Source organism: Colwellia sp. SU-HH01217, assembly GCF_057543495.1.
Window position 1 is genome coordinate 643922 of sequence record NZ_BAAJLX010000001.1, and the last position, 21694, is coordinate 665615.

At 36.9% G+C, this 21694-nt stretch carries 15 protein-coding genes; 2 read left to right on the forward strand and 13 right to left on the reverse strand.

The features are described 5' to 3' along the window. Positions 1-39: 39 nt before the first annotated feature. The 4 genes from wecB to AC27G3_RS02775 all read right to left on the reverse strand — a co-directional run bounded on the left by wecB (position 40) and on the right by AC27G3_RS02775 (position 7311). Positions 40-2316, reverse strand: coding sequence for a non-hydrolyzing UDP-N-acetylglucosamine 2-epimerase (gene wecB / locus AC27G3_RS02760; RefSeq protein ID WP_487118554.1), 2277 nt, complete (start codon positions 2314-2316; stop codon positions 40-42). Positions 2317-2603: 287 nt separating this feature from the next. After that, entirely contained in the window at positions 2604-3992 is a 1389-nt protein-coding gene (locus tag AC27G3_RS02765) for a phosphohexomutase domain-containing protein (RefSeq protein WP_487118555.1), read from the reverse strand. An 877-nt stretch (positions 3993-4869) separates the two neighbouring features. After that, on the reverse strand, positions 4870-5826 hold the full coding sequence (locus AC27G3_RS02770) for a sulfotransferase (protein ID WP_487118557.1): 957 nt from the start codon (positions 5824-5826) through the stop codon (positions 4870-4872). Between the two features lie 69 nt (positions 5827-5895). Further along, positions 5896-7311: a mannose-1-phosphate guanylyltransferase/mannose-6-phosphate isomerase gene (locus AC27G3_RS02775; RefSeq protein ID WP_487118559.1), complete on the reverse strand. Its 1416-nt coding sequence runs from the start codon at positions 7309-7311 to the stop codon at positions 5896-5898. 109 nt (positions 7312-7420) lie between these two features. Between AC27G3_RS02775 and AC27G3_RS02780 the strand changes: the two genes are divergently transcribed. Beyond that, a complete protein-coding gene (locus AC27G3_RS02780; RefSeq protein ID WP_487118561.1) occupies positions 7421-11110 on the forward strand; it encodes an Ig-like domain-containing protein in 3690 nt (1229 codons plus the stop codon). A 130-nt stretch (positions 11111-11240) separates the two neighbouring features. After that, positions 11241-12506 carry a right-handed parallel beta-helix repeat-containing protein gene (locus AC27G3_RS02785; protein WP_487118563.1) on the forward strand — a complete coding sequence of 422 codons (1266 nt, stop codon included), beginning with the start codon at positions 11241-11243 and terminating at the stop codon, positions 12504-12506. A 50-nt stretch (positions 12507-12556) separates the two neighbouring features. Here AC27G3_RS02785 and AC27G3_RS02790 read toward each other — a convergent pair whose 3' ends face one another. The 9 genes from AC27G3_RS02790 to AC27G3_RS02830 all read right to left on the reverse strand — a co-directional run bounded on the left by AC27G3_RS02790 (position 12557) and on the right by AC27G3_RS02830 (position 21667). After that, the gene (locus AC27G3_RS02790; RefSeq protein ID WP_487118564.1) at positions 12557-13402 is read right to left on the reverse strand and encodes a hydrolase 1, exosortase A system-associated; all 846 of its coding nucleotides are present in this window, start codon (positions 13400-13402) and stop codon (positions 12557-12559) included. Beyond that, entirely contained in the window at positions 13399-14196 is a 798-nt protein-coding gene (locus tag AC27G3_RS02795) for an alpha/beta hydrolase family protein (protein WP_487118566.1), read from the reverse strand. Before AC27G3_RS02795 ends, AC27G3_RS02790 begins: the two co-directional genes overlap by 4 nt. Positions 14197-14199: 3 nt before the next feature. Further along, entirely contained in the window at positions 14200-14445 is a 246-nt protein-coding gene (locus AC27G3_RS02800; protein WP_487118568.1) for an acyl carrier protein, read from the reverse strand. Between the two features lie 57 nt (positions 14446-14502). Beyond that, positions 14503-15522: a GNAT family N-acetyltransferase gene (locus AC27G3_RS02805; protein ID WP_487118570.1), complete on the reverse strand. Its 1020-nt coding sequence runs from the start codon at positions 15520-15522 to the stop codon at positions 14503-14505. Beyond that, positions 15519-16562, reverse strand: coding sequence for a GNAT family N-acetyltransferase (locus AC27G3_RS02810; RefSeq protein WP_487118572.1), 1044 nt, complete (start codon positions 16560-16562; stop codon positions 15519-15521). Before AC27G3_RS02810 ends, AC27G3_RS02805 begins: the two co-directional genes overlap by 4 nt. Next, positions 16549-17619 (reverse strand): PLP-dependent aminotransferase family protein, encoded by a 1071-nt coding sequence (locus AC27G3_RS02815; protein ID WP_487118574.1) that lies wholly within the window; start codon positions 17617-17619, stop codon positions 16549-16551. Before AC27G3_RS02815 ends, AC27G3_RS02810 begins: the two co-directional genes overlap by 14 nt. Before the next feature lie 3 nt (positions 17620-17622). Further along, on the reverse strand, positions 17623-18567 hold the full coding sequence (locus AC27G3_RS02820) for a polysaccharide deacetylase family protein (RefSeq protein ID WP_487118576.1): 945 nt from the start codon (positions 18565-18567) through the stop codon (positions 17623-17625). Positions 18568-18577: 10 nt separating this feature from the next. After that, positions 18578-20326, reverse strand: a complete 1749-nt coding sequence (locus AC27G3_RS02825; protein WP_487118578.1) for an asparagine synthetase B family protein — start codon at positions 20324-20326, stop codon at positions 18578-18580. A 66-nt stretch (positions 20327-20392) separates the two neighbouring features. After that, positions 20393-21667: a glycosyltransferase family protein gene (locus AC27G3_RS02830; RefSeq protein WP_487118580.1), complete on the reverse strand. Its 1275-nt coding sequence runs from the start codon at positions 21665-21667 to the stop codon at positions 20393-20395. Positions 21668-21694: the final 27 nt, after the last annotated feature.

Below are 21694 nucleotides of genomic sequence, written 5' to 3' on the forward strand. Positions count from 1 at the left end.
TAATAAAAAAGCTCACCTAAAGAAGTGAGCTTTTTTATGTTAACCGCGCGTATTAAGCAACGTGGTTTTAAAATCTACACTTTTATAACAATCATGGTCTGTTACTAGAACCAAGACATCAGCCCATTCTTGCATGTCATCTAATGACTCAATCCGTGGACAATCCCACTGCGGAACATATTGATCATGATAACTAACCTCAATGCCAGCTTTTTCAAAATACGTTAATATCGCTTCTGCAGGAGTTTCTCTGCAATCATCAACATTCGCTTTGTAGGCGACACCTAAAATACCGATTTTTTTACCTTTCACAGTATTTAATAAGTCGATAGCTTGTTGTGCAACAATATGTGGACGCTCATCGTTAATTGCCCTCGCTAAACGAACAAACTCGCCGGCTTTAGTATTTTCCACTAAAAACCAAGGGTCAATAGGGATACAATGACCACCCACCCCAGGACCCGGTGTTAACACATTCACTCTTGGGTGACGATTGGCAAGGCGAATTACTTCATAAACGTCGACCGATAATTCTTCACACACTTGTGACAGCTCGTTAGCAAATGCAATACCTACATCACGAGAGGTATTCTCAACTAATTTAATACATTCAGCCGTGGTTAGGTCTGTTAAAAAGACTTCTCCTTTGACAAAGCTTTGATAAATTGCTTTTACTTTTTGCTGGGCAACAGCACTAGCAGCACCAATAATACGGTCATTGTTCACTAACTCGTGCAAAGTAGCACCCGGTATAGCACGTTCCGGACAATGTACAACATCAATTTTCAAACCAGTTTTTGCTAAACGCTCTGCAACAGCAATACTTGTTTGCGGTGAAATAGTCGATTCTACAATAATAGTTTGTCCATCTTTTGCTACTTTTGCGATAGCGTCAACCGCACTAAAAACAAAACTACGATCACAACTGTTATCTTTATGTGGTGTAGGTACTGCGACCAAATAGGTATCAGATGATGGAATTTCTGTGTTAGCGGTTAAATATTTTTGCGAAACAACTTTGGTAATTAACTCAGGTAACCCCACTTCATCGAAAGGGCATTCTGCACGGTTTATCGCTTCAACTTTTTCTTTATTTAAATCGACACCCGTTACAGAATAACCTGCTTGAGCTAATAAACTAGCAATAGGTAAGCCCATGTAGCCCATTCCCACAACGGCTATTGTTTCATTTTTAGCAACAATGGGTTGGTCAATAAGTTCGCTGTTATCTGCGATAATAATATCAATAATGGTTTGAGCTACATGCCCATCCCCAAAAGGATTATCCCAATTAAAAGCATCTCCACTAGCACTTGCCGATAACCATTTATCAGCAGCGGTTAAAGCTTTTTTAGCATCTCTACCAACTAACACATTAGCGCCTACTTCAATAGATTCTGGTCGCTCAGTGTTTTCACGCAAAGTAATGCAAGGAACACCTAATAAACAAGCTTCTTCTTGAATACCGCCAGAGTCCGTTAAAATTAACTGAGCTTTTTTCTGAAGTTGAATGAAATCTAAATAGCCAATAGGAGGTAGTAGTTTTAAATATTCCGGTACTTTAATGTTAAATTCTTTCAGTTTTGCTTGAGTACGTGGGTGAATTGGCCAAACGATAGTTTGACTATATTTAGCATGCAGTTGATCAAATAAATCTAACAATTCCATAAGATTTGAAGGGATATCAACATTTGATGCACGGTGTGCGGTCACCAAAAAATATTTTCCAGCTTCCACACCCAAGTCTTGCAATATTGTGCTTTTATCTTCTGATAATTTTAGGTGCTGAAATAATGAGTCCGATACAGTATTACCTACCGTAAATATTTTACTATCGCTAATACCTTCTTTAGTCAGAATTGCTTTTTGATTAGGGCCAACAGCAAATAAGTACTCACTGATGTGATCCGTCATAATACGGTTGGTTTCTTCTGGCATAGTGCGATCATAGCTACGTAAGCCAGCTTCAATATGACCAACTTTAATATCAAGCTTAGAAGCGGATAGCGCACCAGCTAATACGGTATTTGTATCACCTTGAACGAGTACTACATCTGGCTTTTCGTCAATAAGAATAGGCTCCATTTTAATTAAAATGTTACCTGTTTGATTACTATGTAAGCCAGAACCAACACCTAAATTATAATGAGGAGTGGGTAAATCTAACTCTTTAAAAAAGATGCTGTCCATCTCTTCAGAGTAATGCTGGTTAGAGTGAATAATAAAATAAGGAATTCCACGATCATGACACTCACGTATCACTGGAGCCATTTTGATTATTTCAGGGCGAGTGCCGACGACGATCCCTATTTTCATTGCTATTTCCTATAAGATGTTTAATACAAAATTTCTATAGAAATATTCTAACGTGTCAGTGTTTTTTTAACAGTCTTTTTATGACTTTTCTTATAAGAGTTTTATAAAAAATAATACGCTAAGCCCCAATGACACCAATTTATTGTGTTCGAGGTATACAATTCCGTCATCTTAGAAGTCTATCGGTCGAAAATCTCTATTTATAAACATAAGATTCCGGCCTAAACAATCACCGGAATTACGTTCGCATTTCAACTGTCAACCTAGAAATTCATAAACCTCTTTACTCAAGTTCTACAGAGTAGCTCTAAAATTTCTTTCGTTTTTTCTGTCATTAATGTTTGATCATTTCTCGACTCAACATTTAATCTAACAACCGGCTCAGTATTACTACTGCGTAAACTAAATCGCCAATTTTCAAATTCCATACTGATGCCATCTGTTTCATCAATAATTAATGCTATTGGTTGATAATATTCAAAAACTCGAGTTATCGCTTCTTTAGGATTAGCTATTTTATTATTAATCTCTCCTGACGATGGGTAGGCCTCAATACGCGCTTTAACCAAATTTGATAAAGGTTGTTGTCGCAAACATACTAACTCAGCAATCAATAACCAAGGGATCATGCCACTATCACAATAAAAGAAATCACGAAAATAATGATGGGCGCTCATTTCACCTCCATACACTGCATCCTCTAATCGCATACGCTCTTTAATAAAAGCATGCCCTGTTTTACTTTGAATCGCTTGACCACCTGCTTGTTCAACGATATCAATCGTGTTCCATGTTAAACGAGGATCATGAATAATTTTAGCGCCTGCATATTTATTTAAAAAGTTTTCAGCCAGTAAACCTACGATGTAATACCCTTCAATAAACTGGCCTTGTTCATCAAACAAAAAACAACGATCAAAATCGCCATCCCAAGCAATACCCATATCAGCCCCGTGAGCAATTACCGCATCACGAGTCGCTGAACGATTTTCAACTAATAACGGATTAGGAATACCGTTAGGGAAATTACCATCAGCCTCGTGGTGAACTTTAATAAACTCAACTGGCATTTTTAATTGTTTGAATGCCAATTCAATAGTATCTAATGCAGGGCCTGCAGTGCCATTACCTGCATTAACCACTAACTTCAATGGCTTACTTTTTCTACACTCAAAACTTTGGGGATCAACATAACTTAGCATGTGCTCGGTATAAGCTTCGCTGATGTTATGAGTTGTTAATGAACCACGATTTTGCACTTCGATAAATTCATTTTGCTCTGCTAGTGCCTGAATATCATGTAAGCCCGTATCGCCGCTAATTGGTTTTGAATTTTCTCTCACTAACTTCATACCGTTATAATCTATTGGATTATGGCTTGCCGTAACCACAATGCCGCCATCGCAATTTAAATGACTCGTCGCAAAGTAAATATGCTCAGTGCCAGACAGTCCTATATCGATAACATTAGTTCCGCCATCCATCAAACCATTAGCAAGTGCTAACTTCAACTCTTCACTTGTTAAGCGAACATCGCCACCTACTACCACTTTTTTAGCTAGAGTATGTTGCGCAAATGCTCGACCAATACGGTAAGCAATATCAGTATTAAGCTCTTCGCCTAACTTGCCGCGAATGTCGTAAGCTTTAAAACAGGTGAGTTTTGTTGATTTCATTAATTAAATCTCGGGACAATTGAAAATAAAACACTAATATGTTGTAAAATTGTAAAGAATCTTCACGGAAGATAATAGTTTTATTTAATTCAGCCGAATTTTTATTTATCCCATTGAATCTGCGGATATTTTTCACTTTAGTTAAGCACTGGGGTAATGAAATAGCTATTGCGGGATTAATGATTTATTCACTATTCTTTTATGGATGGTGAAATCATAAGTGCTTAATGTTGCTGATCTGCTCAATGCTGTTCAGTTATAAAGTCGGCTGTCGCTTGGGAAAATCCTCAATAAACCACTGCTTATTTTTGCATCGCGGCTAACATATTAACCATTGCCTACTTTAAGTGTGCAGGCTTTATTTTACAAAATATAAATGCTCTCCGGCGAAAGTTGGTCGTTTTCTACTACTATTCTCCTATTGGTGATTTCTTTTTTTTACTTTTCAACAAATTGCTTGCCTTGTTGACTCCCACAAAGGTATTACTAATCAGCTTATATGGCATTGAAATCCCTAATGCAATACTGAGTAAATTAGGAACGGTTGGCCAGTATTTAACAGATGCAGAATTCTACTTTTTTAAACAGAAACTTAACTGGTTAGATCAGCGACTGAAAAGAGAATACTTATTACTAACTTCAGACAACCCCGCTAAATATTTAACGGTTTCAACATTTATACCTTGGAAAAAACACCAATTGCCACACCTAAAGTAGCAATGAAATGGTATTGGGAACCTGCTCATTATCGTAAAGAACTCGGGGATAAAATGGTGGATACAATACCCGAACAGCATATGGTAATAAAACTGACAACTGATAATATACAGAGGTGTTAACCAAAGTTTAGCAAGTTTTTATAAACTCAGAGAATTAGTCAAAAATCGTCTACGTAGAACTTACCCGATTCAAAATGACTGACCATGTTAGCTATGCGGTTAATTTGCTCTGTTGATAATTCATCTTTCCATTTATAAGCGGCAACAAGCGGGACTTTTTGGGTTGCGTAATAAGCAGTATCATCACCACCGGTAGACTCATTGATATAGGCTAGCGTCTCTTCTTTTAATATTAATCCTAAAGTCGTAAACAATTCTGCTATTTTTGCTTTTGGCTGACGGCAGAGGTCTTCATAAATAAGTACCGTTGAGTTAGTCTTATTTAAGCGTTTTAAAGCGTAGTCATTAATCACCCCCCAACGAAATGCTAACCTTTCTTCTGGATACATTTTCTTAATATCTTCTAAAGAAAAACGATGTTCATCGCTGTGTTTGATTAATCTATCGAAAAAATCCCAATCTTCGCTTGTTTCAATACTTCCTTCAAAAACATGCATTTTTTCACCTCTAAATGTTGAGGCTATTTGCCCACATGGGTGTCTAATAATTTGCACAACTTGAGCACCTAATAACTCTTGGACAACTGTCACTCGCCCTAATGACTCTATAGACTTCCATACAGTTACTGGTGCATTTGAAAAGGTACGTATTGGTTTAAAAGAAAATGGAAGCTTAAGTTTTGCTGATATTTTGCTCGCATATGCAGTCAATAAAAACAACCACCATTGTGGTAAACTCATATACGATTTTTTAAAAAACGGCCTAGAAGCAATAACTTTTTCAGCTGTTGGCTGTAGCCATTTGCTTACCATACCCTTAAGTTGTTCACTCATCGGTGAGTTTTGCTCAACTAATAATGGGAAGTCCGTACTGGGCTCTACACTATCAGGCTCATGTAAGTAATTAATGTCTTTGTGACTATCGAATAATTTTCCTACCCAAGTCGTTCCTGATCTTGGTATACCAAATAACAACACATATTTTGAACTATTCACATCTAATCCTTTATCACTGAATACTAAGCACTTTATTATTGAATACTATGATCTGAATTATAAATAAGCTTAAGCTCGGCCGTACTTATCTTCAAAACGCACAATATCATCTTCACCTAAATAACTGCCTGATTGCACTTCAATCATTTCTAAAGGTAATTTACCTGGGTTTTCTAATGCGTGTACCACACCTATTGGAATATATGTTGATTGATTCTCACTCAATAAAAACGTGTCATCATCCAAAGTCACCTTGGCGGTACCTGAGACAATTATCCAATGCTCAGCACGATGATGATGCATTTGTACCGATAATTTAGCTCCTGCATTTACTGTAATTCGTTTAACTTGGAAACGCTCTCCCGTATCAACACTGTCATACTTACCCCAAGGGCGATATACCTCTCGGTGAAGTTGAACTTCAGTGCGTTTTTCTTTTTTCAGTTGCTCAACAATATTTTTAACATCTTGTACACGCCCTTTATCTGCCACCAAAACGGCATCAGGTGTATCAATAACCACTAAATTATCGACACCTAAAGTGGTAATCAATTTATTATCGCTATGGATGTAGCTATTTGTTGTTTGCTGAGCAATAACATCGCCTTTTAACACATTATTTTCATTATCTTGCTGACATACATCCCATAATGCGGAGTACGAACCCACATCACTCCAACCCGCATCTAAAGGAACAACCACTGCGTCTGCTGTTTTTTCCATTACCGCATAGTCAATCGACTCACTTTGACATTGTAAAAATTCACCACTGTTAGGACGTAAAAAGTCCAAATCTTGTTTAGCCGCTACCATAGCTTTCTGGCAAGCTATAAGAATGTCTGGTCGATATTTTTGAAGCTCTTCAATATAACGAGAGGCTTTAAATAAAAACATGCCACTGTTCCAAAGATAGCTACCAGAGTCTAAATAAGACTGCGCAACATCTAAGCTAGGTTTTTCAACAAATTTATCGACGGCATAATAACCATTTCCTTTCGTATCTCCTTGCTTAATATAACCATAGCCTGTTTCAGGGTGAGTAGGAACGATCCCGAATGTCACTAATTTCCCCTGCTCTGCAGCAACCGTTGCGACATCAATAGCTTTATGAAATTTATCTACATTTTGAATAGCATGATCTGCCGCTAACACTAACATCAAACCATCATCCTGATTTTGTAAGATAGTTAATGCTGCAAGGGCAACAGCTGGGGCAGTATTTCGCCCTTCTGGCTCAAGTAAAATAGTTGGTTGTATACAATGTGAGTGTTTGACTTGTTCTGCCACCAAAAATCGGTGATCTTCATTGCAAATAAAAATAGATGATGCATTAATATCAGGCACTCGTGATATTGTATCTTGTAGCATTGAACTATCATTAACTAAAGGAAGAAATTGTTTAGGAAACTGTGAACGAGAAAGAGGCCATAAACGTGTACCGCTTCCTCCACACATAATAATTGAAAAAAATCCAAGCTTACCCATGTTTATTCCATAAATGAGTTTATAATGACTAAATGATAATCGATGGACGTACCAAGGTAAATGTATATTCAATTACCACTGTTTAAAAACAAGTAAACTAGGAGCTTTAATGATAAGCAATAAATCCATTTTTTTAATCTCCGTTCTTTTATTCTTTATCGCAGATATCCAATACGCTTCTGCACAAGATCCTATTGTTTACTCTAGATGTGCTAGAACCACCGACAATTTCGAAATAACAGCACAAGTAAATATAGGCGACACATCTCAGCAAGCTACACGTCTGATGAAAGGTTTAGATATTTACGATGTACTGCCAGATGTTATAAACTTTTTTGGTGACTTTTCAGCACCTTGTGATTTAATGTATCGAGATGCTTTGGGAGAAGAGCGAGTTCTCTACAACTGCTCGGCCACCTCTACCGATGAATCTTCATGTGCCGCACTTGATGCTGCAGTATCTTTTGATGGCAGAACCATTGCGTTTAGTGTGTTTAGAGGCTCCCTTTATCATCATAGCTTAAAAGTAGATCATCGCATCATCTCTGAAAATGCAGCTCAAAACTATACCGAACGTGTGAATTTGCCCAATAAAAAACTTAAAACGACGGGCGCTCACCTTCATAGTATTGACGTAGCAACCGGCAAGCTTTCTGTTATGCCTTTTGAACCAGGTATCTACGACTCAGGCCCCACATATTTAGCAAATGGTAGGATAGCTTTCACCTCAAACCGTGATAGTAACACCACAACAGTAGTTTGGCGAACAACCAGTTCACAAGTTGGTACTCGTATTTGGAGTATTGACCCAACTTGGAAAAACTTAATACTCGCTAGCCATCATTCACTGTCACAAGAACAACATCCTTACTTACTAAAAAATGGGCGTTTAGCTTATTCTAGCTGGCAAATATTAGGCTCTCAACCTTTTAGTCATACTAACGGGTCCGTCGGAGGATTTAGTACTTTAGGCAACATGTTTCATATTTATATGCAAAACCCAGACGGTGCAAATAATTTTCCTTTATATGGTCAACACAGTGGTGATCATAAACCAAGTTACTTTGGTGAAGATCATAATGCCGCGCACTTTATTGCTCAAACCAGTGACGAAAGAGTGTGGTTTTCCGATTATTACCGTCGAAATAATAGTGGCTTAGGAGTTTTGATTGGCGTAATGGCAGAACCTGATGGCCAAGAAGGTATTTCTCCTACAGACGCAAAAGAAAAAGCGGATATTTATGTGCCCAAAGACGTAATAAATTTTGCAGCATGGGCAACTAATCATGACGGAGCATCTACAACCTTAAGTAACCCTGCTATCTCTCATCCAAGTTACTCCGATAAACTAGTATTTTCAGGAAAAATTGGTCATCCCGCAGCGTTAACCGACAACAATTTATTATTAACTTGGGGTAAGGGTCCTTGTAGTACATTAGCTACTAGCCAAATTTTTAGGGACTTAGGCTTAGCAGTACCCACACATGTTAGTGGCTCAGGCACTGGTGTTGCGATGAACATGATGACTCATTTAAACTTAGATACACCCGGTTGTGATGCAGGATTATATCAAGCAACTCAAATTCCTTCACAACACCCAAGTGACTTAGAGTTAGTTGTTGATAGCCCTAATTGGCATGAAATCATGGCAAAAGCCGTTGTGCCATATCAAAAAATTCACGGTGTCGAAATGCCAAACAATATTTCCAACGCAAGTAAGCAAACGAGCCACCCTATGCTTGAAAAAGGAACACCTTTTGGCTTATTAGGGGCAGCATCCATAACCGACCGAGAAACCCACCCAAAACATGGAATTAGTTTTGCGGGAGAAAGTCAATTCAATTTACAAGGCACTGATACGATTAATTATGACGATGAGGATTTATGCGGCATCAGAATATTATCTGTTATGCCCAATAGGAGTAGAAATACTGTTTATGATATTTCAAACCTCTTTGGTGAACGAGTCGGAATCTTGGGAGAATTTTCAGTAAAAAATCAAAACAATGTAGGTGAAAGTATTATTGATGCCAGTGGAAATCCTGACACAAGCTTTTTAGTACGTTTTCCAGCAAATGCGCCTTATTTAATGCAAGGCATTGATTGCCAAGGTAGAACATTAAATACTGATATGACCTGGCAACACCTTCAACCTGGTGAGAAAAAAGTTTGTGGCGGTTGTCATGTCCACTCAAAACCTAGTCGTATTACTTTTGGGCAAAGCTATGCTTCCACATCAAACTACACTATTCCTAGATTGGGCGAAGGTATTGTACCACTATTAACAGGTAGAGTAGACAATACTGTTAATGTAAAAAATATGATCGGCTATTCTATTAATATCGACTTTAGCAGAGATATCATGCCTATTTTTGAGGAGCGATGTAATTCGTGTCACGGAGGAGACTCTCCTGCAGCAGAATTGGCTTTAGACCGTCCTGGAGATCATAATAACCGAGACCAAATTCCCTCTAGTTGGTGGTGCTTAGTAGGCGATGTTAATCAAGAATGCATTTCAGCTAACAACCGGTTTAACACCGAAGAAGGTAGAGATAATTATTCATTCCGAAGACCACAAGTAACACGCTATATTCGAGCGTTTAATGCCTTAGGAAGTTTACTTTATTGGAAAGCAGCGAATCAAAGAACAGACAGAAATACAGACAACAGCTATACGGATGATTTAGATTTCGGTGCAGACCATCCGACCACAATTACCGCTGAAGAACTAGGTTTGTTATCTCGGTGGATTGACTTAGGCTCCCCAGGCGGCCCTAAAGAGTTACTTGATACACAAAAACCGACGCTACATATATTTCCATTAATAAACGATGAAAACTTAGCCGCATTAAAAATTGGCACCGTTGATATTGGTAGCGGAATTGAGCCAGATAGTTTAATTGTTTGTGTATTAGGTAGCACAGACCAATGTAGCAACCTTGCCGGTGAAGCTCAAAAGTCAGGAGTAACTACAATAGAACTTAATGAAACGTTCAGCGACCCAACTATTGAACTGTTGTTCAGTGTAAAAGATATATCAGGAAATAAAACTGAAGTTCGCCGCACTATTGGTTATTTAACCAGTGGTAAAAGTAGCAACATATCTATAACTCCCATTGATAATGCCAAACTTATAGACGAAGAAACATTAAACTTTAGTGTTGATGTTACTGATAACAATACAACCGCCAACACTATTTCCGCTTTATCTGGCGCTGGAACTATTACAAAAATAGACGACAATAATTTCACTTTAATTCCACCTGAAAACTATCAAGGCGAAATTTTTGTTTTAGTTAGCGTAACCGACAATAACAACCTAAATGACACTGATAGCATTACTTTTACAGTTGAAGTAGAACAAATTAACGATGCTCCATTATCAGTTAGTGCCAATATCGAAACATTAATGAACACGCAAAGCATTGAAACAGCAGTTATTGTTAGTGATTCCGACTTAAACGACAGCCATACTATTACCATAGAAGAAGAGCCAAATAGCGGTACGGTAAAAATTAATGGGCTTTTATTAAGTTACCAACCAATTGAAAACTTTTTTGGTAATGACAACTTTATCATTACTGCTACTGACAGTGGCGGTTTAAGTGTCAGTGGTACTGTTAATGTAACGGTAATTGAAGTTAAAGAGGATGAAAAAGATAAAGAAAGAAATGAAGACTCCCCTTCCTCAAGAGGTGGTGCAATTTCTATTTTCTTCATTATTTTGCTTAGCCTAATATTAAGGTCTAAACTAATAGCGCACCGTAAATTTATTAAACACAATGCCTTTATTAAATAATGTATTAGTAAACGAATAAAAGATAAATAACATGGCGATAGACACTAACAAGTTTACATCGCCTTATTTTTAATTAGTCAATTTGAGTATATAATTATTGCTCTCATAGTTACTTTAAAAGCAAATAAACGTGAAGTATTTCAAGTACCCTCTAATAATCGTCACTTTAGCCGCATTAACTTATAGCTACTTCTCCCCTTTGTTGTACGAGCTTAACATCAACATTAACAAATATACTCAACGTAATATTAGTCAAAATAGTGGTCTTCATAAATTAATATTAATCGCCATGAAAAAAGCGACACTAATACTCCCAAGCTATCAACACACACCGCTAAATAGAAAAAAAAGAGAAGTCGGCACAGGTGAATATCATCAATATGATGATACCTTAGTCAGCACTCACCTTTTCGTACAATCATCTGAAGAGATCATTAAAGCAATAAGTACAAGCAAGGCTGATACTAGTATTCATGTGTTGCCGGGAACTTATAAATTTTCAGGAAATTATATCGAGTTCAAAGCAAAAGGAGCGAAATATGCCCCCGTTATTTTAAAAGCAGATAAAGTAGGCGAGGTTATTTTTGAAATGAATACTCATGAAGGTTTTTTGATCTCATCTCCTTATGTAATTATTGAAAATATTATTTTTCGTGGTAAAAAAAATAATATTGATTCCCAAGAACACGCCATACATTTAGCTAAAAATGCTGATCATATTGATATTCGCCATAATGAGTTTATTAACTTTAATGCCCACATAAAATCAAACGGAATATTTACTAAAGGAGGCTCCGGCCATTTTCCTGACAATGTTTCAATTCAACATAATAATTTTTATAACGAATGGAAAAGAAATACCACATCACCAGCTTCACCGATAGACGTGGTTGGCGGAAAAAACTGGGTCATTAAAAACAATTTTATTGCAGACTTTGGTAAATATGGCAGAAAAGGCGAAGGTATTACCTACGGTTTATTTTTAAAAGGTGCCAGTACAAACGGTATTATTAAAAACAATTTAGTGGCTTGCGAGTGGCGGATACCTCATACCTCACCAAACGATGTCCGCATTGGCATATCGCTTGGTAATGGCGGTACTGGAGAAAAATACTGCATGGATCAAGCGTGTGAATATGAACACAAAGGTGGGCTAATCCAGAACAATACCATTCTTAACTGCAAAAATGATGTTGCTATTTATATCAACAAAGGATTAGACACCCGAATACAATCAAACTATATCGCCAACAGTTTAGGTATAGATGTGAGGTATCCTGAAAGCTCCGCCAAAATTTATGACAATTATCTCGATGGAAGAATAAAAGCACAACACGGCGCAAGCATTGACACTTTTAATAACACCCCAACCAGCGCATTGATATCGCGTAACTAATCCCTTTCGGTATTAAGGTAATGCCAATACTACGTCATTCTGATTGTGAGTTAAGTCGGAATCTCTGATTTAACAAAACTTAACGTAATAGCTTCCACTTGCCTCTTAAATTCAAGTGAAGAAAACGTATGATCAGCGCCAGCTATACGATTAATTTCATTTTCAGGAACTCTTAACTTTTCCCATGCTTTATTTTGATTAGTTTGTTGTTCAAACTCTCGCGCAGTTAAATCTTCACTGCTTAAAATTAAGCATACCCTGCCTTTAAAAGCCTGTAACCCTGAAAGCATAAGTGATTGATAGCTGCCCTCTACTTCGCTACTTGAAACAACGCTATCTTTCACAAACCCCTTTGCGTCACGAGCGCTCGATGCAATATTAACTTTTCCGCTTAGCAACTTAGTCCAAAAGCTTTTAGACAATAAACGTTGTAAATAATAATACTTCATCATCGTTTTCCCCATCGCTTGTTCACTTCTCAGCCAAGGATTAAGCAGAACTAAACCTGTTACTCTAGTATCTTTATAAGCATAAATTAGCGCAGCTGAAGCAGCATCACACAGCCCCCAAATAACGATATGTTTAAGATGAGGTTGTATTTGAATAAAAGCATCTATAGCGCCTGCAATATCAGTACAGAGATTATCAAAGTTTTTTTTAGTGCCTGAACTATCCCCCATACCAGTGCAATCGAATCGCATTGAGCTAAACCCATTATTGGCGAGTGAACGAGACAGCTGTACAAATTGGCGGTGGCTACCTACTCTATATTGCGGACCTCCTACAACAATTAATACGCCAGTAGTATTACTGGAATCGCCTAAGTGGCTAATGCCAAGTAATTGATTACTCTCTACTGTAAAAGTAACTGCTTGCTCGTTTATTGATTGTTTCATCGTACTTGGTCACTATTGATAGATTCGCCAGTAATTTGCATTAGTTGAGGTAATGAAAAAACCTCTGGCACTTGCCAAAAAGAAGGACATTCAACACAGTATATTTGGGCGCTTGTTTCAGGCCAGTTGGCGGACAACCTCTTGGTTAATGGGGTTACTTCTTTAACGGCTAATTCAAACCAGTGCAATTTTGAAAGTGGTTGAAAGTCAGGCGATATTTGCAATAACTCCATTGATTGCAACATGTTTTCAGTCACTAAATAACCCGCCACTTCGGTATTATTGCCTGCCAAAATATGGTTTCGCCAATTCACCTTTTCGCTACCACTGATCACCGAATTGGCTTGCTTAATACGAAGAAATTGACCAGCAAAAAGTTTTCCGTTAGTAACCGGCTTCCATAATATTTGTTTAATAATTGGCATAGCCTCATGGAGTTTTTTCTGGTGAGATAGTATAAATAATGCACCAAATCGAACTCCCCACAAGATAATTTTACGCACACCTTGTTGTTTCAACCAATCTGCAGTTGCTAGAATATTGTCTAACCAAATATCACAATTAGCCTGTTCAAACTCCCCTTCACTGTCACCTGTACCAAAATAATCAAGTATAATACAAGGGGTGTTTTGAGTAGCAAACTGTTGTGCTTGTTTGGCAACAACTGCTCGTGAGAGGTTAAGTTCTTCAGTAATGGAAGGCAGGCATAAAACAGCCGTATCTGAGGTTAGATCACCAAACTGAGTAATAAACAACTGACCTTGCTCAGTCGAAATAAAGTGACCTTTAAGCATAAGTTAAGCTAACTTTTCTTTAATAAACTCGACTAATGAGCCCAAAGTTTCAAACACTTCAGCACTTACTTCATCATCTTCGATCATAATACCGTAATTCTCTTCAACCATAGTTAACACAGTAACTATTGCCATAGAGTCAAATTCGGCAACAGCACCTAAAATTTCCGTATCATTATCCCACTCTGCTACATCATCAAGTTGTAATGCATCTTGTAATAGTGTTTTAATTTCTTGTTGTAGTGACATATTTTCCCTATTTGTTTTTTTTAAAGAGTAACTAACCCCTATTGTATGGTTTTTACGTTATCTTGTTAATGATTTTCTAAATTTTGAAAACATATTTTTTACATAATGACTTTGACCTGAAAAGGTGTGTAAGTTACATGCCTGAATGCCCACTAAATCTCTTTTGGATTGCATCCAATCCTTTTTATAATCATCATCACCTGTTAAAAAATCTATACTACTAACGCTATCCTGTTCAATAACATGCTCCATCATAAATGCCGTTAACACGGTTCCTACGCTAGTTTTAGTATAATGTCGACGATATGCTAATTTAAAAATATATGCCGTAGCCCCATTAACAAACCAAATTTGCGCGGCGACTGGCTGTTCTTTGTGGTACACCAAGCCTAATCGTAACTCTCCCTGCTGCCAAGCGTACTTTACAATAGCATCGATAAAAGCAGGATAAGGTTCGACTTGTTTCCAACTGTCATAATAAACATGATGATAATGCGCTAGAAATAGGTTAAGTTCAGTGATGCTTTGTACAGCACACATAACAGTATAATACTCACCTGTTTTTTCTAATTTAGCTTTTTTACGCTTTACTGTGTTTCTTAATTTACTTGGCCTTAACGACCAAAACTGATCAACGTCAGTAATATTGTCATGATACCAATTTATAGAGTGTTGATAGCGAAAGCTTTTGAACCCTATATTATCAAAAGCTTCTTGCCAAACATTAGCGTCTGACTGATACAAAGGCACCAAATCAATTACGCTATAAGCTTTTAATTCTGCTTGGCATGATAAAATAGCCTCTTTATGCTCAATAGGTGAAATCTCTGCGTTACCGAACATTTTATAAAACGGGCTATAATAGTTAGTTAAGCTTTTTAATTGTTGCTTTTGAGCAATCAAAGGGAGGTAGAAGTTATTTCCTGGGCTAGTAAATGAAAAGGTTTTTACTAGTGAGGTATTAGTACAAATAAATTGTTCGAATAGTGAAAACCAAGCAGCTCTATTAAACAAAGGAGCATTGTTTACTCTAACATTAACTAAGTTATCGTTACTTGTTAAAACACTAAACTTCATTTGTTTGTCCTGTTAAACGACAATAAATAGTTTTTCATACGTTTAAGTCTTAAAATTCCTGCACTTAACATTGAGGGCCTATAAGTTGATGCATTGTACATAGTTCGCTGTTCAGTTGACCAATAAAGCTGATCTTTACTTGCATTGGTATAAAAATCTACACACTGACTAATACGATGATTAAACAAATGTTCAATTAATTTATATCGGTTAAAGTTACCTAATCCATACTGGCTAAAATTTTCATCAAAGGTCGTTTTCAAAATAATTAATGTATCTTTATTAAAAATACAAAGTCGAGCAGCAACTAGCTGATCTTCAATATAACTTTCAAAAACCAAGCCCTGTGCATTTTTTACAAATTCCTTCATTAAACTTAAGTAAAATTGGCCTTGAGTATTTGACGGATGAATAGCCGTACCATTTTTCCCTTTCCAACCTTGACTTTCAAGCATGCCATAACGATCAACAGCTGCTTCAACTTCATTAACAATGATCTTATTTTCGACTATCACTTTATCTTTTGCTAATCGATTAATGCTTTTAGTAATATCCTTACGTAATCGTTTTGCTCGCCCTTGCCAATAGTCATTAAAATCACCCTTAATCTGTAACTTAATATTCTCTGCATATTTTTGTGAATGCTCAACGCTATTAATTAAACTCATGTGTTCTTGAGGATCTAAACCATAAAGATCTAGCTTTATTACAAACCCACTGATGGCTTTTATTAATTCTTTTAAATTACAATCGGTCTTAGCTGTAATTAAATTTAACGCTAACTGGCTTTGGCTTGGCATGTAATTTTTCCATTGACCAAACGCTTGTTTTTCTAATAATAATAATGCAACAACATTGCCTGAATTGATTCCCTTTGCTACATAAATACTCGCAGGAAAGTATTCTACTAAAGCACGAACAAACTGAGTGTCTAACATCGGATTGTGTGCATGACATTGAATAAATAATTTTTGCCATTCAAGCCAAAAATGTTCATCATCTTCATTTAGCCGTGTTACTTGCCAATTATGTACTTTCATTTAAGTTTTCCATTAAAACAGCAACGATATAATCAAGCGCTTGCTTTGATAAGTCTTGATGGCAAGGTAACTGAACCAAATTTTCTCGATAATCAGTGCTTATCTTACACTCCGTTTTCACCATTTCTTCCCAACGATAAATTTGAATCCCTTTATTACGAATATGATCAAAGCCTTTATTATCAGTAAGTAAAAAAGGTAATACATAAGGAACAACATTGTCAGGTAACTCTGGTATTAATACTTGCCCCCAAGGGCTAGTCGTTAACTTAGTCGCTAAATAACGATAATTTTTTTGTCTTGTTAAGATTATTTCATCTTGATTTTGTAAATGAATACGCCTTAAGTCGTCTATTTTAATATTTCCACTGCACTGACTTTTGCGAAAATACCGATAAATATCTTCTTGCTTGGGGATAAACTTACGCACTATTTTAGCCATTAACGTTTTAAACTGAACCAGATTATAATTGGGTAATTCTTTCAACGTTGTAGATAACTGCGGTAATAATTTACTGTTCTTAGCAACTAACAATTCGCCGCCGGTCTGCGCCGGATAAAACTTAATTAAACTCGTAACGGCAACATCAGCCCACAAGCGATTAAAAAATGCAGCATGCGCTAAATCTTCAATCAACAACACTTCATGCTGCTTACAAAGCTTGGCAAGTGTTTCTATTTTACAATCAAAGCCAAAATACCTAATGCCTACCAAAGTGTCACCTGTTTGCATTTTTTCTGCCAAAAAAGAAAAATCAGGGGTTAAGTTGGCATTTATCGGATAAAAACTAACGGTTTTATTCGCATAGAGAAAAGGCTCCACTAACGCGGGACAATGATAACTTGGCAGCCATACTTTTTGAGAGGTTATAGCTTTTGCAATAACATACAACCCTGTCCTTGCATGATCAAGTACCCCTATACAAGTCACATTTTCGGGTAGTTTTCGAGTTAAATCTTTATCTTCAACATTAGGAATTGTTTTATTTGTTGGCAGCGCACTAATTTTTTGCGGTGGGTAATTGCTAGCGTCGGCTAAAGGAGGCAAAAACTTCATCGACTAAGCGCCTAAAAGATTACGTATAAGTCTTATATGAAATTTCACCGGTGTGGTATCCCAAGGCGTGAAACGGTTCAATTGAAATTTATCAGTGTCTTGGGTAGAGTATCCCCAATTAGTTGAAACCGCATAATCAAAACCCTGTTCACTAACAATGTCCCTTGTGACTTCATCATAATCTACAGCAATTTTACCATTTGGATAAGCAAAGCCCTTAATAGGCTGACCAAGCAATTGCTGTAAATCATTTTTGCATTGCATTATTTGAGCTTTTTGTTGTTCAGCCGTTAATACTTTCAAAATTGGATGATCAACTGTATGTGCGCCTATTTCAATGCCAAGCGTTGACAGCTGTTTAATTTGCGCCATTGTCATCATTTTTGCCTGACTCTCTACGCCAGCATTATCGCGATAGATATCATTAATTAGTGATTTTCGTTCATCGATTGGCAAGTATTTCAATTGAGCAATTATTTGATGGGCTACTTTTATTCTTTGTTCTACCTTACCTAGCTGAATGTTATTTTCACCTAATGCCTTTAAATTCAAAGTAGTAATATTATTATCCGCGACAAGGTCGATCACCCTATCATTGAACATGTTTTCTCCTTTCGAGAAACCTGTTGCAATATAGACTGTTGCAGGAATATTCAACTCTTTTAGTATAGGCGCGGCGACTTCAAGGTTATTAATATAACCATCATCAAAGGTAATACAAACCGAATTGTTGGGTAATGTGCCTTCTTTAAGATGCGCTAAAGCAGCAGTGATCGAAATGGGGTTAAAATGTTTTTTAATCAACGACATTTGCCAACGAAATGTTTCAGCATCGGGCTCCGATGGACGCATTACATCTTTATGCTGAAAAACTTGATGGTAAATTAATATATTGAGCTTATTTTTACCGAGCAAAGCGCCCATTAAAGATAATAGTTTATGTATCATAGCCAATATCTTATTGTTGCAACCAAAGTTCTAATACCACCATAATCCAAATTAGCTCACCATAATAACTGGCATGAACACTTTGGTGTGCATCTAACACATTGTCTATTAAACTATCTTTAACCATACCTCGGTTTTTAAATGCCAATAAATTATCCATTACAATTTCTTTAAGTACATCATTTTCTTTCATCCATGCCCCAAAAGGTAAACCAAAACCATGTTTGCTTTTAGTGAGCGTTTTATCATGAAGAAAACCACGACAACTTTCTTTATAAAAATGCCTAAGCTTACCACCAGGCAGTTTAATATCTGCAGGAATTGTACAGCTAAAATCGACTAACGACTTATCCAGTAACGGGAAGCGTACATCCACTCCTGCTAAATCACACATTCTACCCACCTTAACTAAATCGTTATCGGCGAGCGTATACTTCCAATCAAGGTATAAAAGTTGGTCAACCACATGTTCACTGGAACACTCATTAAACCTTTTTCTTTGTTGTTCAATGGGTTGCTGAGTATCTACACCAGTTAAAAAGTCATCATTAAACATAGATTTAAGTTTAAAACGATTTAAAAAGTTATAAGTTTCAAGTCGATCAGGCAAAGGCACTTCAGCTTGATTAATGTAACTCGCCCCTTTACTGAACAAAGGCAATTTTCCTACTGGTGTATTACACAATAAGCCTTTAGTTCCCCCTTGAATAGCGCGAGGAATTTGTTGATAAAATTCAAACTGCTTTTGTTTCGCATACCGTTCATTTCCTGCAAATAACTCATCACCACCATCACCCGCTAATAAGCGTTCTATGCCAAATGATTTGGCAAATTTCGCACAAAAATAAGCCGCCATTGCCGATGAATTACCAAAAGGTTCGTCAAAATATTGGGCGACTTTAACAAACTCCGCAGCCGCTTGTTCTGGTTGTAAATAGAGGACTTCATGCTGATTACCAAAATGTTTAGCAGTTAATTTGGCATAAGGTGTTTCGTCATAACCATCAATATTAAAACCGATAGAAAAAGTTTTGGCCGGCGTTTGATGACGCGCCAGCATACCTGCTACTGTTGAGCTGTCTAAACCGCCACTTAAAAAAGCACCACAACTGTCAGAACTGTGCTTGTTTACTGCATGGTCAATTACACTCAAGCATTGTTCATACTGAGATGCTCTATCAACTTTAGCGCTTTCACCACTTTTTTGCTTAAACACTGGCTGATAGAGTAACTGCTCACTTGACGCGCCTTGTTGATCAAAGATTATTGCTTTACCTGGTTCTAACTTTGACGTTTGTTCAAATATGGTATTAGGCGAAGGAATGTTATGAAAGTACATGTAATTAAACAAAGCTTGATCAGAAATACTAAGCGTTAATCCTTCAACATTTTTTAATTTTTTAAGAGAATCACTCACGTATAACGTGTTAGCTTGCAGCGTATAAAAACAAGGTTGTATACCAAAGTGATCGTTAAAAACAAAGCTTTTACCGCTACTGTTATCAATAAGAACTAACCAAAATTGCCCAGAAAGCTGTTGATACAAAACATCAATTTTGTTGTTATTTTGCACAAAAAAATTGGCAACTTTTTCAGCCTTGGTATTTTTTTCAGTTAAAAAAACATCACCACAAATAACAACCGACACTTGTTTGTTTTGAAATATTTCATGGGGTTTAGCTGTAACAATATTACAATGCAGTTGATTACTTGTTGTGTTAATTACACTGCTAAATTCCGTATTATTTTGTTGTTGCACTGCTTATCCTTTATTTTTAACTATCGCTATATGGGCTATTGTCAGTAAATAGACAATAACTTGCAACTAGATTGTTTTATGATCACCCTGCTGAGCTAAAGACTGGTTGAGTATTTTTTCAAATGCTTGAGCATGGTACTGCCTTGAATAACGAAAAATTCCGTCATCGTCTAGGTAGTTAAATTGATTCTGCTTAATTTTTTGTAAATATTCAGTCAACGTTTCCTTAATTTTATTTTCATCATTTAAAGGGCAAAGACAACACGCATCGATAGCCGCTAACAGTTTTCCCGTGTCTCCCTGTTCTGAAGTTAACGCTAAAATGGGCTTTTTAGCTTTAATGTATTCATAAGCTTTAGCGGGTATTTGAGAATTACAGTTATCAGCTTGTAAAAGCAATAAACCATCTACTGTTAATATTTCTTTTAGTGCGGCTTTATAACTAATTGCAGGGGCAAGGCGTACGATATCGTCAATACCTAAAGCCTGTAATTTAGGTTGAAATAATTGATCATGACCTGTAGCTCTTAGTCTTAACTGAAAATTTTCTTTTGTTAACAGCCCTGTCTGCTTTAAAGCGGCAATGCCTTTAAATAACGAGCTAGGATCGCGCTCTGAAGGATAAATAACACCACTATGCAGTAGAACCAATTGATTGTTTTGATTACCTTGCATTATATTATCTGGTGTTATGCCATTAAAAATTTCTTGATCAAAACCGTTAGGAACTAATTGCCATAACCCTTTTGCTACTTGTGGATATTTATTTTGATAAAAGGTAACAGCACCGGGTGCAGTTAACACAATAGCTTTACAGTGCTTAATTGCCTTTTTTTCAATCCAATTAAAAAGCTTTCTTTTGGTTTTGTTCGTCGGGTAGTCGTCTTGTGCCATAGGATCTCTGAAATCTGCCACCCATGGAATCCCGGTAATTTTATGCACAAGATAAGCAATAACATGTGCACTGGCAATGGGGTATGTCGACACGATAATATTAGGCCGTTGATATTTAATTGCTTTTAAACCGCTAAATACTCCGCCAACAATCCAACTCTGCCAATTGTCAGGCAGTGCCATCCATGAGAAGTATTTTCCCTTAAAACTTAAATCTTTGGCAGTATTTCGCGCAAATGCACGAATAACGTTAAGTTCTTTGGGAATAAATTTTAGTTGCTCTGCTTCCCAGTGGTCATAAGCTTTAACTGACGCAGTGAGCACAGTGGTTTGCCAACCTTGTTGCTGTAAAAACCGAGTAAAAGCTAATGTACGATGTACGCCGCTACTGCCAAGAATGGGGGGAAAGTGATAAGCAATATAAAGTACAGATTTTGACTCTGACACAAACAATAGTCCTTCATTAGTTCACAA